We start from the raw sequence: 14550 nt of genomic DNA on the forward strand, positions 1-14550 counted from the left end.
ATGACCAAAATTGATCGACACGATGCTATAAAAAAAATCTCAAAGGCAATTTTGATTTTGCTTGACCATGACGAGCGAGAATCTCATCTCCTCGATTGGTGGAGTATTGATGAGAGCAATCCTGAATTCTTCACACTATCAGAGCAACTGCAGAGCCTTATTGCTAGCGGGGACGATCTACCTAGCGACATCGATGATAAAAAATATGACGAACTTATCTTGCTTGCCCTAACATCAAGCTATAAAGGCGTAACAAACGTATTCTTATCAAAAAAATTAAAACAATTGAATATTGGAGAGTACGAGGTATCTGGAGAAATTGAAACTCTGATGCCTTGCCCGTGCTGTAAATACCGCACGCTTTCAGTGCTTGGCAATTATGAAATTTGCGACCTATGCAAATGGGAAGACAATGGAACTAGCAACCTTGACACTTATAGCGGCCCAAACCACATGACTCTTCGGGAAGCAAAAGAATTGTTTGCAAAAAAAACTGAGAAACTTCCTTTGGATAAATGGGTGAAAGAATAACGTTGAGATGAGTCATTCGCGTGTGTGGATAGTCGAAATTGCGACTATGGCGAAGTAATCAGGTCACCGACCTTACAGACGAGACTAAGGGGGACTAAGGGGACAGGTTTATTTTCCGGCTTGCCCCCCTTTTTTGATTCAAAAGGGAGTGAAAATCCCCCTGTTCTAGCCGCTTTTTCAGAAACAGATCCGTCCCCTTTTTCCGGAAGAGCGTCTGCCGGACGGAGGTCAACGGAAGTATCGCTACGACGCACTGGGTCGTCAGATCACTCGTAAGGAAGAATCCGCGCCATCACCCAATACCAACGGAATGCGGCCAACCGCCTAGCACAGCGCAACACGTGCCTTCACCTACAACGCCTATGGCAACGTCACCGCCGAACGTGACGAACTCGGCCGCATCACTCGCTACGAATACGCCGACAACCTGCACCTTGTCAGCCGCCGCATCAATCCGGACGGCAGCCAACTGCGCTACCGCTACGACAATGCGGGACTGCTGCTTACCGAAATAGAGAACGAGCGCGGCGAGCAATATCACCTCGACTACTACGCCAACGGCCTGATCCAACAGGAAACCGGCTTCGACGGTCGTCGCACTGCCTACGAGTACGACCTCAACAGCCAGTTGGTCAAGAAAACCGAATTCGGCGATGACGGCAGCGAACTCGTTACCGAATACCAGCGCGATGCTTCTGGCCGCCTGTTGGTAAAAATCCTCGCCGATGGCGAAGAGATTCACTACAGCTACGACGGACTGGGTCGTCTGGTAAATGTCGACGACGGCAATTGGCCACTCGCCTACGAATACGATGTGCAAGATCGCCTGATCACTGAACACCAAGGCTGGGGCACCACACGTTACGAATATGACAGCGTCGGCCAACTGAACCACTGCCGCCTGCCCGATGGCAGCAAACTTGACTACCGTCACCTGCCCGGCGGACGTCTGAGCAGCATCGACCTCAATGGCTCTCGCCTGACCGCTCACCAGTTCAGCGCCGGACGCGAACAGCAACGCCAACAAGGTCTGCTGCTCAGCCAATACCAGTACGATGAGCAGGGTCGCTTGCAAGCCCACACAGTCGGCCAGCGAGACAAGAACCTGTTTCAGCGTCGATACAACTACGACGCCAACGGCAATCTCGCCGGTATCGATGACAGCCGCAAAGGCAAGCGCAGCTACCACTACGACCCGCTCGACCGACTCATCAGCGTGCGCGGCGCCACACCGGAAAGCTTCGCCCATGATCCGGCCGGTAACCTGCTGGGTCAAAACAACGAAGGCACAGCGAACCTGGCCAACGTCAAAGGCAACCGCCTGCTGATGCAGGGCGACCGCCATTACGACTACGATGCCTACGGCAACCTGATCCGCGAACGCCGTGGTGCCGGCCAGAAACTCGTCACCGAATACCGCTACGACTGCCAGCACCGCCTCATCGGCGTCAGCCTGCCGGGCGGCAGTACCGCATCCTACAAATACGACGCCTTTGGTCGCCGTATCGAAAAAACCGTCGACGGCCACACTACCGAGTTTCTGTGGCAAGGCGAACGATTGATCGCTGAAAGCGCGGAAAACCGCTACCGCAGCTACATTTACGAACCTGGCAGCTTCCGCCCTCTGGCAATGCTCGACGGCGAAGGTCCACGCAAAGCTACGCCGTTCTACTATCAGCTTGATCACCTCGGCACGCCGCAAGAACTCACAGATTACAGCGGCGAGATCATGTGGTCGGCGAAGTACCGCGCCTACGGTAACCTCGCCGCGCTGGACGTCAGCGAGATTGATAATCCGCTGCGCTTCCAAGGTCAGTACTTCGATGCCGAGACGGGGTTACATTACAACCGGCACCGCTACTACAATCCGGGTACTGGGCGGTTTTTGACGCCGGATCCGATCAAGCTCGCGGGTGGGTTGAACAACTATCAGTACGTGCCTAATCCTACGGGTTGGGTGGATCCGCTTGGTCTGAGTACTTGTCCAGGCGGCGAGAATTGTACGCCTGGAGTGGGGGCTGACGATGCTGCAACAAAACCACAAGTAAATGAGGGCGATCAAAAAGCACCTGAGACAGGAGGCGCAGCTCGAGCTGCTCAATACTCTGCAAATTGGCCTAAAGCAAATTTAAATAATGCTGTGGAAAAATTCGCCGGCAACAATCCTATAATCAGCACCACTGATAAGGGTAAGAAAATATACAAAAACCCTCAAAACGGAGTAGAAGTAGTAGAAGACATGAATGGAAACTATTTTAGAGTTTACGACCCCTCACTTCCCGGAAAACGTAAATATCTGAACCTTGACGGAATTGTACCTAGCAACAAAACGCTTCCGAACGGAAAGCAAACAGGCAGATCGCAAAGCGAATACAACGAAGTTACGCACTTTAACAAGGAACCATAGAAGTGAAAACAATTTCAGTGCCAGTAACCGTGGAAGCAATGAATCGATTAGACTTTGATGAATGTTTACCGGGAGATCTGGAAGAAATTTTTCTTTCCGAAGATGAATTCTCAACCCTTGTAAAGACCGGAGCAATTGAAAAAATCAACTCAACACTAGGAATACTTATAGACGAGTACGAAGACGAAAAAATACAAGGAATCTCAGAATTACAAACATCTCTCAACATATTTCAAGAAGCATTAAAAACCACCAACACTGAAATAATAAACAAAATCTTAAAGCTTAATGAATCAGCAATAAAACATAATACTGGATTGTTTTTTTACTTCTGAGTTTTTCCCAGAAATATATAAACTGATAAAAACTACAAATCCATATTTAATACTCAACTCAAAGAATATCGAAAAAAACCACTCTTTATTCGATAAAAATGGCAACTCAATATAACTGAATGACATAAACACATAAACACTTTCAATTTATAAAAAATAATGGATTTCTATTTCTGGTGAAATCACTCACCAAGAAACTGAGCATACCTATACTGCTTCAGCTTGCCACTTTTTGATCAAAAGGGATTGAACGCCCTCCCTTTGGCCTTCTTTTCAGAAAATAAATCCGCCCCCTTTTTCATTGAAAAATTTCGATGACTGGGAAAATCTTCAATGAAGACCACTTTTGAAACCGCTTTAGACCTTCACGAAATATCTGATTTCTTTAAAGGAAATGGACAATATTTTGCTCGAGGCTCCGACTGGGGAGACCATCTTTTTATTAGCAACTGGCAGGAAATGTGCAGCGTTTTAAAAAATCAGAAAGCCGCACAAAATTTACTCACATCGATATTTGAAGATTACGCAAAATATTTGAAGGAAGATTATTCAGATGCCGAAGGATTATTCTCCAATATAAGCACCTACTATACACTTAAAAATAAAATAGCCTTTTTATCGAGCAATAGTTACGACTTAATCGAAAGTCTTGACGAGAGAAGCAAGAAAAATATAGGAAAACTATTTCGTCTGCTTAGGCAACAGTACGATTTAAAAAACAAAGATCTGCCAAAGTACACATTTGATGAGAAAATCAAACGATTAAAGCTAAAGGGATGCACCCTTAATCTTGAACAGCTTTGAAAAAACATGCAGATCAGGACTTCGGCACAGCTGATGATAGCCATTTAAAGAATTCAAAGTTTAAAAACTCTGCTACTCCCATAAAAATATCGCATTAAAATTAGCGAACACCCGACACGATAGAAAAACGAATAAAGGGCACAGATTTTTTGTGTAGGCAGCCCAAAAAAGCAATCAAAATAAATCTGTTCCCTTCCGCTTTGAAAAATAATCCGAATTTATTGGCCAAATCGGTTCTAGGGTCGAAAAATGACAACCCAGAAATGTATCCCACGAAGTGTATGGTTTGGGCTCGACGGAACAGGCTACAACAACATTGCGCAAGAGCTAGAATCCGAAAACCCTTCACTAAGAAAATGGATTTCAGTATACGCCATTTACAAATACCCCTTTACCAATGATCCATATAACCATTATGACTTCATCCATCAATCAAAAAATTTCCGATATGCAACAGTGATATTTACAATCTCAACCGAAACACTTGAAACAAGTGACGGCGTGGACGACCGAGACATCAATATCTTAAAAATAGAAACCATGAACTCTGAAGCGGAAATCAACGCCTTTCTTGAAAAGCTTAACGTCGATCCAAAACTTTTCACTACTCCATGGCGGTGTGAATATCCTCTCTAGTTGCTGAACTGCAATGAGGAGAGGGGCGGATTGTTTTCGTTGAAGGAAATAAATCTGCCCCCTTTTCAGCCCCATTTTCACGCAAACAAATACATAAAAATCACTAAAAACAAAAAATTAATTAGGTCTAAGAATAGCTTTATAAACAAAACTCAACCCAAAACACCATAAAACAACTGATGGCAACCAAATCGATTCAAAAAAACTTGATCAATTTTTTATCGAGAGAGCAAAATGAACTTTTCAATTGACATTACAGAATCCTTTGGCGCTATCGACTTCGATAATGCAGGCGGACTTATCTCGTATATAAACATACCTCCAAACGAAAATATTCAAGACAAATTCCAACTAGAACTATTTAATTTTGTCCTTAACTTAATAGAAAAATCGGTAGTTTCTTCAATAAAAAACCAGAACCCAAGCTTTCTAGAAAAGATGGACGAGGACGGTTTCCTGGTCATTAAGCAAGCCATCATCACATTTGAAAAAATAAAAGGTCACGAAAAATTAATACGCTTATTAAACCAGGACAGTGGCTACTTGACGCACGAATCTTACGGCCCAAAATTAGAGAACAAAGATAAAATATACGATATCGGCGGAAGATCATTCTCAACTCCTGAATTATTAATCAACCTTGCCATCATCTCACCAAAAAAAGTAACCCTCGACTTCACTGCTTCAAACCACACTTATATACCCACATACGACGAACTTCAGAAATCAGTAGGGATATTAAACTCACAGGCAAATCGCGTTCAACCTGAAATTCAGGGTATATTCGATATTAGCTACAGCAATTTGCATACCATATGCGATTTTGATGCAGGCTATCGATTGCACTCAATATAAAATAGTGGCGAATCGGGAGAAAGAAAAATTGTTCAGAATTCCTTGCAGAGATTTTCAATCAAAGAAGCACTCTAGGAAATTGGCCAACATAAAAGAATTGCAGTGCACACAACAAAAACCTCAACCGCTCGATAGAGCTTTCAAAAACAATGAAACAAAATACTTTCCGAAATATGAACAATGAAACTAGACCCCTGCCTCGACATATTACCTTTACTATTACTTCCTATTGAGACAAAAGGGGACAGATTTATTATTTATGACAACCCAAAAGATATTGAAAACAAATCTGGCCCTTTTGCCTCTTTTACCTTCGATGACACTAGAACCTGAAAGGTCCCCGGCACCAAAGAACACTACCCCTTCAAGGAAAAAAAATGAAAACCTGGAATGAACTTGATGGCAACACCTTATTCAATAGAGTGTTCACCAAACCTATTAAAATTAGCACGATAAAGTTATTCCAAATAACAATCGACAACAACAGACCTAACATAACCTTCGAATTCGATATCCCAGAAATCCCCGACTCCGCACCTGAAAAATGGATAAAGATGGGATTCAACACTTGCCGCATTGGCTTGAGCTGCAACGGAGTCAAGGAATTACTCTTAAAAAACATACCTACTCGAGAGAGCCTCACTATCAAAATAGAGAAGATTGACGAGTATTTTTTAATCCGTGCAGAAAATGAAAACTCTCTATTGGAGTTCAAAACAAAATACCCATTACTTTGCGGCCCTTCGGTTAACATGAGCACCCATGAATAAACATCAAATCACACTCGCCAATAACTGGATCGCCACCTTCGAAAACAACGGTGAATTCCGCATGGGAGCCGAAGGCTGGAGCTTGCTCCTGCAAGGACCTGACGGCAGAAATATCAATTACTTCGCGGACAAGATCATTTTGGTCAACGATGACGACGGCACCCAGGCTAATTCGTGCATTCGTCTATCCAGCGACGGTGTCTACGGTTATTTGAGCACAGCCGTTGACAGCTGCTGGGTGATCGATTTCTCGCGGTGCATGATCGCCCCGCACCGAGTGAGCATCCATCACTACCATGACGCCTATGACGAAAGCGTGGCAGCTTACGAACAACCCGCCTTCAAGCGTGTGAGGCAATACATCAGTGTGGTTGGAAGGCACATCTATCTGACCTTCCCGCTGACCAAAGATGAAGACTTCCCCAAGGTATGGGAAGAGTATCTATCCATACGCAAACGCCAACTGGATGAGCTCTATTTCAGAAACTGATCAGTGGGCGCCAATATCATCGTAGCTATTTGTGCGCCCTACCCGATCAACTCGTCCATCACCTCATACTTAACCACCACCCGATTTCGATACAACCTCACCCGCTCCACCAATTCCCCCACCTGCCCCTTCTCCCGCACTTCCCGCCAGATCTCATTCTCCCGATACACCCGCTCTCCCTCCCGCACAAACCGGTGCCCTTCCTGAAACACGTGATACCGATACGCCCGCGCCTGATCGCACAACAACTCCCCCTCCAACTGCTTCTCCCCCACGTTCAACTTCAACTGAAAACTCCGATCCGTCGGGTTGTGCAGTACCAGGTCAACGTAGTTGTAGAAAATCGCCGCGCCGGAACCGAATGGCAGCACTCGCCCCTCGTCCGGGAATGGGTCGAAGCTGTGGTTGGAGCGTTCAAGGACTATCAGAGGTGAGTGGATCGCCATCCAGTGGATCAGGTTGCTCAGTTGGCAGATTCCGCCGCCGATACCGCGTCGTGCTTCGCCGAAGGACAGTTCCATGCCTTCGACGTAGCCGCGTTTGCGGGTTGGGCGGCCGACGAGGCGGCAGAAGGAGAAGTGTTCGCCGGGGGCGATGATGAGGCCGTCGATGGCGGCGACGGCGAGTTTCAGGTTGATGACTTTGTTGTGTTGCAGGGCGAGGTCGGAGTCGCCGAGTTTGCGGATGAGTTTCGAGGTGTGTTTGAGGTAGCGAAATGGCAGGCGGTCAGCGCCGGCAACAAGGCGTGCGTAGCGTTTGCTGGAGCAGTGCCAGGCGATCTGGCGCAACAGTCTTTTTTGCCACACGCGCAGCCAGTACAGGGCCGGGTGGTAGAGGGAGAGTGGTTTCATCCGTGAGGCGACGGCGAAATGCCGTTTCTTCCTTGAAGCGTGCAAGAGGGGTGCGCAGTTTAGCGTACGTCGCGCGCGAGGTGTCTTGGCTCGACACACTTTGACGTGTTTGCTGAACGCCGAATTAAGCTTCAACTAAGCTTGCGTCGCTAGCATCCCGGCCCGAGAGACACCTGTCGCCGATCAACCGCGGATGAGCTTCCCGAAATGAACCAGTTTGATTTACCAGCCGTTACGCAGCCGAATTTCAGTCTTGTATTGGTAAATTACAAAACCCCGGACATCACCCGGATGTGCCTGGAGTTGTTGCGTCAGCACGTTCAGGCGCAGCGCATTCCGGTTTGGGTGGTGGACAATGATTCGGCGGATGCCAGTCTGGATTATTTGCGTTCGCTGGACTGGATCAATCTGATCGAACGTCCCTCCCCCGGCAAAGAAGCGGGACATATTGCGCATGGCAAGGCGCTGGATCTGGCGCTGGAAAAAGTTGAAACCGACTATCTGTTTCTGCTGCACACCGACACCTTTGTCTACGACAAGGAAGTCTTTGCAATGATGCTGCGTGAGTGTACGAAGACTGCGGGTATCGCCGCAGTCGGGTGTGTCGAGCAAATCAATCGTGGGATTGTGAGAGACACCTGGCGGTTAACTTCGCGATTTTGCAAACACTATATTCGCCGGGCGAAAACTGCGTTGGGTTTGCGCAGTAAAGAGCCGAAACCTTATCGGGAAACTCACCTCAAGAGTTTCTGCACTTTGTGGAACGCCAAGTTGATGAAGTCCCGGGGACTGCACTTTTGCATGGATGACCGGGTGCCCGGTTATACCCTGCAGGATCGAATGACAGCGTTGGGCTACGGCATCAAGCTGTTGGCGCCGCGCAAGATTTTCCGCTATCTGGATCACATCCAGGCAGGAACCGTCGCAGCTGCTGGAACCTACGGCAAAAACCACCGCCGCACCAAGATGTATGAAGCCACCCTCAAACGCTTTGAGGGGCAGGCATCGGCATAATCGCGAACACAAAAAAGGGCGACTTGAAAGTCGCCCTTTTTTATCTGAAATTGTATACATCCGCTCCGAAGAGGTGTTCGCCCAGTGTAATGGCCTGGCAATCCATGCACCGGTAAAGAGCCCTGACACTGGGCGAACGGGAAGGATTTTAATAGAAGTTGGCGGATATGTCGTCATACATAAAGGTAAATTTTATGTACGAAAAAGTTAATAGATATTTATCGACGAAATCCTTTCGCGAAACTTTCAAAGCACGGCTCAACTCCTTTCAGATGATTGTTCTCATACAATAATCTGTACAAGAACAACCATCTTGTAGAGTTAATACTCAGCTTTCATGCTGACTGGTCACTTTTAATACATCGGTATAAGTGACAACTACGCTCTGCCCGACTTTCAGATCTTTCAGCTTGGCTTGAATTTCAGGCTTTTTAACGTCGAGGATTTTCGACTGGCCCGCCGGATTTTCCAGGGTCACCTGATTTTGCTTCAAATCAATTTTGGTGATTTTCAGTTGCACCTGAATCTGCCGGTAGGCCTCGCCGCCCGGGTTTTCAGTGCCTGGAGCGTTGCGCAGCTCGCCGCTACGCTCGACCGTGCCAGGCAGACCTTTATCCACATCGGTATCGAGGTAGGCCGCCACGGAACGCTGCACTTCGACTTTTACCAGATCACCGACCTTGAGGTTGGCGAGGTTTTTCGCCTTGTCGCTGAGCTGAACGTGAACCTGACGACCTTCGGCGCCTTCCAGCACGACCTGATGGTTTGCCGCATCGACGGCCAGCACTTTGGTCGTGACTTGATCGGCTTCGACAGTGGCAGACAGCGGAATATCGGCCGCCATTGCGCCGAAGCTGGTGGCGGACAGAACGGTTGCGAGGGTGATGGCCTTGGCCAGAGCATGGAGCTTCATAAGCGGTACTTTCCCTGTAATGAATGGCAGCACCCGGCGCCGACAGGTGGTTGACGGCGGATGTGCCACTGAGCATAGACGCTGTTCAGGGCTTGGCTGTTGTTTGTGACGGTTCGTCAGGCTTCGGGGTCATCCAGTTCGTTGGCGACGTTCACGGCTGGCGAATTCTTATGCAGGTCATCGGCCTTGGCGCGCAGGATCTGCCACTGCTCCAGATCGATCGCGCCCTGGGCGAGCAGGTCGTCGGCGATGTGTTGCAGGTCGAGGTAGTGAGCGTCGGGGGATTGCTGCCAGTAGGTCTGATCGTCGAACAGGCGCTGCCACGTGGTGAGGTCGGGGGGTTGCAGGTCGTCGCTCATGGGGGGAGTCCTCGCCGGGGCCTCGAAATGGGCCGGGATTGATCGGTAGAGGATGGTAGACGGGGCGGAGTTCCGGGCAATTGCTCTGTGGGTGACTGTACCGGCGCCTTCGCGGGCAAGCCCGCTCCCACAGGGGGTTGCGACGAAACTCAGTACCCGGTCATCTCCAGATAGCCGCGCCCGCCATGGCTGCCGTTGATCCGCACCGGCCCTTCCCAGTAAGGAATGCGCAGGTTCATCCAGGCATTGGGATTGAGTGCGTCGAGGCTGATGTCGAGGTGTTTGTCCGGAATGCTGATCGACCAGCGCACCGGCATCTGGCGTCCGGCGACTTTGGCGGTGTCCTGGGCGGTCAGTTTGATCTGCTCGCCGTGCAGGGTTTCGGTCTGCCCGTCGGCGCTGATCCAGGTGGCGGTCAGATAGGGCGCGCCATCGGTTTGCCGGGTGCGAAACAGCATCAGCGATTCACCGCTGTCCAGGTGCAGGGAAAACCAGTCCCAGCCGGTCTGATTGGCTGCCAGCGGCTGACTGCTCCACTCACGATCCAGCCACGCCGGGCCGCTGACGGTGTAGGTCTGGCCGTCGATTTGCAGGGTGCCGCTGGCCTGAAAAAACGGCTGACTGTAGTAGTACGAGGCCTGGCCCTGTTCGGATTTTCGGCTGAAACCGTTGTCACCTTGCAACACCAGCGGACGACTGGAGGTGAGGTGCAGTTGATAGCTGAAATCTTTATCTCGGGCACTGAGTTGCAGATCCGTCAGCGGATCCTGCGTCTGACTGGCGAAGCGCCAATCATCGATCCACGCCTCGAACGGCGCGACGTTCACCCCGGCCTGCCCCACTCCGCCTCGGGCATAGCGCTGGGCGGCATGATGCGCGGTGGCTGAAGTCACTGCGGCATGCCCGAGCCAGATCGTCTGGTTGGCCCAGCCCGATTGTTGCGCCACTGGTTTCAAGGCGCTGCGAAACAACGTCCATTGCACGCCGAAATCGTGGCCCTGCTGATCCTTGAGATTGGCGGTGACGTACCACCATTCGATGCGAAAACCATCGTGCGCGCCGTGATCCGCCGGGAAGCTGAATACCCGCCCCGGCACCACCGGTGTGAACTGCGCGGCCTGATCGCCGAGCCCGGCAAAACCCTTCTGCTCAGGCACAGGCTGATCGCAACCGCCCAATAGCAACAGCGCGAGCAGCAGCGCAACCAGGTTAATCCTCATGGGCAAACGTCCTCAACAGATCCGCCGGTTGCGTGCGATACAACGAATACAGCGGCCACGCCGAGGCCAATAGCGTCGCCAGCAACGCCAGCCCGAGCAACTGCAGCAGTTGCAGCGGAAAGATCCGCAACGGCAAGCGCCAGCCGAACGCCTGCACGTTGATCACCGCATCCAGACACCACGCCAGCGCGATCCCCAACGGCAACGCCAGCACCAGCGTCAACACCGCCAGCAGCCAGGTCTGGCCGAGGTTAAGCAGCATCAACTGACGGCGCGTCACACCCAGCGCCCACAGCGGCGCCAGTTGCCCGAGGCGACTCTGGCTCTGGGTCAGCAGGCTGATGAACAGCGCCACACCGGCCACCGCCAGGGTCAAGCTGTTCAGCGCGGCGGTGGCGGCGAAAGTGCGCTCGAATACTTGCACCGACCAACCCTTGAGCCGCGCCTGATCGACGATGCGGCTGTCATCGAGTTGAAAGCGCGTTTGCAGTGCGCGCAAAAACGGCGGGATGTCGGGCGGCGCGATGCGCAAGTTGAAACGGTTCGGCGTCAGTGACGGCCACAGCCGCAGCAGATGATTGCTGTTGACCAGCAGGTGGCCCTTGGGATTGCCGTAGTCGGCGTAGATCCCGACGATTCGCGGTGACCACGCACCGCCCGGCGTCGGCAAACTCAGATGATCCCCTGCGCGAACCTTCAGGCGTCGCGCCAGTTGTTCGCTGAGCATCACCGCATCGTCCGTCGCCAGATGCGCCCACGGATCGCCGGCAAGCGCCTCGAGCAACGGCCAGTGCTGCCGGTAATAAGGATGATCGATCACCCCGAAGACATCCGCCGGCCACCCCTGCAGGGTCACCGCCACTTGCCAGTTGGGCAGCACCGCGCTGACGCTCGGCTGTTGTTTGAGCCAGGCGTACATTTCGCGGGACTGCGCCGGATTGACCGGGTTGAGGTACAGCTCGGCACTGAGACGTTGTTCGAGCCAGTCGTCGAAGGTCTGGCGAAAACCGGCGGTCATGCTGCCAGCACCGATGTTCGCCGACAGCGCCAGCAGCAACGCCATCAGCGCCAGACTGAGTGCCGGCAGTTGCTGGCGGCAGTCGGCGAGAAACCACTGGCCGAGTACCGAGCGACTGCGCCCGAGCAAGGGATTGAGCACCGCGCTGAGCACCACCGGCAACGCCAGCGCGGCGCCGAGCAACAACCCGGCCATCAACACAAACCCGCTACCGAGGCTGTCACCGAACAGCAATGCCAACAGTGCGATCAGGCCCAGCAGCGCCGCCAGCCAACCCTGACGTCGCAACCAGCGCGCATGTTGCAGATGCCAGGCCTGCGGATCCGCCACCGCCAACAGCGGCAGTCGTGCCGCACGCAACAGACTGTTGGCGCCGGCCAGCAACGCGCCGAACAGGCTCAAACCGATACCGCTGAACCACCACCACGGACTCAGGCGCAACTGCCCCGCCACTTCCGCGCCGTACAGACCGCGCAGACTGGCGGCGACATCCGGCAGCAACGCGCTCGCCAGCCAGTATCCGCTGATGACCCCGAACACCCCGCCAACCAGCGCCAGCACGCCGAGTTCGACGATCAGACAGCCGATCAACATCCGCGCACTGACCCCGCAGGCGCGCAACGTGCGCAGCAGACCACGACGCTGTTCCAGCGCCAGACCGATGGCCGCGTGCACGATGAACAGCCCGACCAGAAACGAGAGAAAGCCCAAGGCATCGAGGTTGAGGTGAAAGCTCTCGGTCAGGCGCGAAAGATTGTTTTCCTCGGCGCTGCTTTTAAGCTGCAACCGACCATTGAACGCCGGCGGCAGTTCGGCATGAAAATCCTTCGGCAGTAACAGCCGCGACAGTTGCCCGGGCTGTTCGAGCAGGGTTTGCGCGACACCGATGTCCACCAGCAGCACGCCCGGCGCCATGTCCTTTTGTGTGTGCAGCGGCGGCAGGGTCTGGCCGTTGACGGTCAGCGGCGTGGCGCCTTCGCTGAGCTTCAAGGCCTGCAACGTTTCCGGGGAAATCCACGTGCTGCCCGGCGGTGAGAAGAACTCGACGATGCGCTCGATCGGCATCGCCTGCCCGGCCACCGCAGCGTCCGTCGGCAGCGACACCGGTTCGATGCCCATCAGTTGCAGCCGCTGCTCCTGGTGATCCTTGAGCATCAGCCGGCCTTGCAACAGCGGCGAGACTGGCCAGCCCGCGCGGCGTAGATCAATGAACCACTGCTGGGTAAACGTCGCCCCACTGGGCGCAACAAGACTGGCCTGCGGTTCGCCTCCAATCATCTGACTGGCTCGAGCGTAACTGTCGCGGGCCTGACTGTTCAGCGCTTCGACCCCGGTCAACAGACTTGTAGCCAGCCACAACCCGGTCAGCACACTGAAAAACTGCACCGGGTGCCGCCGCCAATGACTGAGCAGCGCGCGCAGGGTTTGCCAGAAAACGTTCACGTCAGATGGCCGTTGGACAACACCACGCGCCGCGCCAGGCGTGCCGCCACGCGCGGGCTGTGCGTGACCATCAGCAGGGTGGTCGGCGTGTCATCAAGCAGCTCCAGCAACAGACGCAGCACTTCATCACTGGTGGCTTCGTCGAGACTGCCGGTGGGTTCGTCGGCGAGCAGCAATTTTGGCCGTGACGCCAAGGCCCGGGCCAGCGCAACCCGCTGCTGCTGGCCGCCCGACAGCTGCTCGGGATAACGCGTGAGCAAATCGCCCAGGCCCAGACGCTGCACCAGATGCGCCTGCCAGCGCGGCTCATGCCGCCCGGCCAGACGTGCCTGAAATGCCAGATTGTCCTCGACCCGCAGACTGCCGATCAGGTTGAACTGCTGGAACACCAGACCGATTTCGGTGCGACGCCAGTCGGCCAGTTGCGCCTCGTTCATCTGCTCCAGCCGATGCTCGCCGCTGTGGATGCTGCCGCGATCGACCTTGTCGAGGCCGGCGATCAGGTGCAGCAAGGTGCTTTTGCCGCTGCCGGATTCGCCCATCAGCGCCAGACTGCTGCCGGGTTCGAGCGTCAGGTTGACGCCTTGCAGCACCGGGAGCGGGCCTTGGGGGGTGAGGTAACTTTTGAAGACGCCTTGAACCTGAAGCATGCCGCCATCCGCTGGGTCAGTGTGGGGCAAGGATAGCGGATAGCGACCTGATTGGATCAGAGGTGTTCGTACTGGCCTCATCGCTGGCAAGCCAGCTCCCACAGGGATTGAGGTTGCTCGCAGATACTGGACTTACCATCAAACACTGTGGGAAGTATCTTCAGATCAGTGGTGTTTGAACTGGCCCCATCGCTTGCAGGCAAGCTCCTACAGGGGTTGAGGTTGTCCGCAAATACCGGGTTCACCCTGAAACA

General features: G+C 52.8%; 14 protein-coding genes and 1 pseudogene. 9 read left to right on the plus strand and 6 right to left on the minus strand.

The annotated features are described in order from the left end of the window. From M0814_RS03110 to M0814_RS03145, 8 genes and pseudogenes are all read left to right on the plus strand, one after another. Complete coding sequence (locus M0814_RS03110; protein WP_158547269.1) at positions 1-531, plus strand: CPCC family cysteine-rich protein; 531 nt, start codon at positions 1-3, stop codon at positions 529-531. A gap of 205 nt (positions 532-736) precedes the next feature. Beyond that, positions 737-2938, plus strand: a pseudogene (locus tag M0814_RS03115) (RHS repeat-associated core domain-containing protein); the annotation flags it as partial. A 2-nt stretch (positions 2939-2940) separates the two neighbouring features. Further along, positions 2941-3273, plus strand: coding sequence for a hypothetical protein (locus M0814_RS03120; protein ID WP_045122541.1), 333 nt, complete (start codon positions 2941-2943; stop codon positions 3271-3273). 333 nt (positions 3274-3606) lie between these two features. After that, positions 3607-4077 (plus strand): hypothetical protein, encoded by a 471-nt coding sequence (locus M0814_RS03125; RefSeq protein ID WP_097088783.1) that lies wholly within the window; start codon positions 3607-3609, stop codon positions 4075-4077. 249 nt (positions 4078-4326) lie between these two features. Then, positions 4327-4713: a hypothetical protein gene (locus tag M0814_RS03130; RefSeq protein WP_103483569.1), complete on the plus strand. Its 387-nt coding sequence runs from the start codon at positions 4327-4329 to the stop codon at positions 4711-4713. Positions 4714-4947: 234 nt separating this feature from the next. Then, on the plus strand, positions 4948-5568 hold the full coding sequence (locus tag M0814_RS03135; protein ID WP_003226256.1) for a hypothetical protein: 621 nt from the start codon (positions 4948-4950) through the stop codon (positions 5566-5568). Positions 5569-5945: 377 nt separating this feature from the next. Next, a complete protein-coding gene (locus tag M0814_RS03140; protein ID WP_103483570.1) occupies positions 5946-6338 on the plus strand; it encodes an Imm50 family immunity protein in 393 nt (130 codons plus the stop codon). Then, positions 6331-6828, plus strand: coding sequence for a hypothetical protein (locus M0814_RS03145; RefSeq protein ID WP_003226260.1), 498 nt, complete (start codon positions 6331-6333; stop codon positions 6826-6828). Before M0814_RS03140 ends, M0814_RS03145 begins: the two co-directional genes overlap by 8 nt. A 38-nt stretch (positions 6829-6866) precedes the next feature. Here M0814_RS03145 and M0814_RS03150 read toward each other — a convergent pair whose 3' ends face one another. Continuing rightward, positions 6867-7679: a VanW family protein gene (locus M0814_RS03150; RefSeq protein WP_103483571.1), complete on the minus strand. Its 813-nt coding sequence runs from the start codon at positions 7677-7679 to the stop codon at positions 6867-6869. Positions 7680-7886: 207 nt separating this feature from the next. Between M0814_RS03150 and M0814_RS03155 the strand changes: the two genes are divergently transcribed. Next, positions 7887-8693, plus strand: coding sequence for a glycosyltransferase (locus M0814_RS03155; protein ID WP_103483572.1), 807 nt, complete (start codon positions 7887-7889; stop codon positions 8691-8693). Positions 8694-9021: 328 nt separating this feature from the next. Here the strand turns inward: M0814_RS03155 and M0814_RS03160 are convergent, their stop codons facing one another. The 5 genes from M0814_RS03160 to M0814_RS03180 all read right to left on the minus strand — a co-directional run bounded on the left by M0814_RS03160 (position 9022) and on the right by M0814_RS03180 (position 14296). After that, positions 9022-9606, minus strand: coding sequence for a hypothetical protein (locus M0814_RS03160; RefSeq protein WP_003226266.1), 585 nt, complete (start codon positions 9604-9606; stop codon positions 9022-9024). 116 nt (positions 9607-9722) lie between these two features. Then, a complete protein-coding gene (locus M0814_RS03165; RefSeq protein ID WP_103483573.1) occupies positions 9723-9965 on the minus strand; it encodes a hypothetical protein in 243 nt (80 codons plus the stop codon). A gap of 149 nt (positions 9966-10114) precedes the next feature. Further along, positions 10115-11185 (minus strand): lipocalin-like domain-containing protein, encoded by a 1071-nt coding sequence (locus M0814_RS03170; protein ID WP_103483574.1) that lies wholly within the window; start codon positions 11183-11185, stop codon positions 10115-10117. After that, entirely contained in the window at positions 11175-13646 is a 2472-nt protein-coding gene (locus M0814_RS03175; protein WP_103483575.1) for an ABC transporter permease, read from the minus strand. Before M0814_RS03175 ends, M0814_RS03170 begins: the two co-directional genes overlap by 11 nt. Beyond that, positions 13643-14296 (minus strand): ABC transporter ATP-binding protein, encoded by a 654-nt coding sequence (locus M0814_RS03180; RefSeq protein WP_103483576.1) that lies wholly within the window; start codon positions 14294-14296, stop codon positions 13643-13645. Before M0814_RS03180 ends, M0814_RS03175 begins: the two co-directional genes overlap by 4 nt. Positions 14297-14550 lie beyond the last annotated feature (254 nt).

The sequence above is a fragment of the Pseudomonas sp. MWU12-2020 genome (genome assembly GCF_023100605.1).
GTDB lineage: Bacteria > Pseudomonadota > Gammaproteobacteria > Pseudomonadales > Pseudomonadaceae > Aquipseudomonas > Aquipseudomonas fluorescens_H.

What these genes read in the sequence shown, in the direction of transcription:
- M0814_RS03110 (WP_158547269.1), top strand. Translation starts at nt 1, where the DNA reads ATGACCAAAATTGATCGACACGATGCTATAAAAAAAATCTCAAAGGCA.
- M0814_RS03125 (WP_097088783.1), top strand. Translation starts at nt 3,607, where the DNA reads ATGAAGACCACTTTTGAAACCGCTTTAGACCTTCACGAAATATCTGAT.
- M0814_RS03130 (WP_103483569.1), top strand. Translation starts at nt 4,327, where the DNA reads ATGACAACCCAGAAATGTATCCCACGAAGTGTATGGTTTGGGCTCGAC.
- M0814_RS03135 (WP_003226256.1), top strand. Translation starts at nt 4,948, where the DNA reads ATGAACTTTTCAATTGACATTACAGAATCCTTTGGCGCTATCGACTTC.
- M0814_RS03140 (WP_103483570.1), top strand. Translation starts at nt 5,946, where the DNA reads ATGAAAACCTGGAATGAACTTGATGGCAACACCTTATTCAATAGAGTG.
- M0814_RS03145 (WP_003226260.1), top strand. Translation starts at nt 6,331, where the DNA reads ATGAATAAACATCAAATCACACTCGCCAATAACTGGATCGCCACCTTC.
- M0814_RS03150 (WP_103483571.1), bottom strand. Translation starts at nt 7,679, where the DNA reads ATGAAACCACTCTCCCTCTACCACCCGGCCCTGTACTGGCTGCGCGTG.
- M0814_RS03155 (WP_103483572.1), top strand. Translation starts at nt 7,887, where the DNA reads ATGAACCAGTTTGATTTACCAGCCGTTACGCAGCCGAATTTCAGTCTT.
- M0814_RS03160 (WP_003226266.1), bottom strand. Translation starts at nt 9,606, where the DNA reads ATGAAGCTCCATGCTCTGGCCAAGGCCATCACCCTCGCAACCGTTCTG.
- M0814_RS03165 (WP_103483573.1), bottom strand. Translation starts at nt 9,965, where the DNA reads ATGAGCGACGACCTGCAACCCCCCGACCTCACCACGTGGCAGCGCCTG.
- M0814_RS03170 (WP_103483574.1), bottom strand. Translation starts at nt 11,185, where the DNA reads ATGAGGATTAACCTGGTTGCGCTGCTGCTCGCGCTGTTGCTATTGGGC.
- M0814_RS03180 (WP_103483576.1), bottom strand. Translation starts at nt 14,296, where the DNA reads ATGCTTCAGGTTCAAGGCGTCTTCAAAAGTTACCTCACCCCCCAAGGC.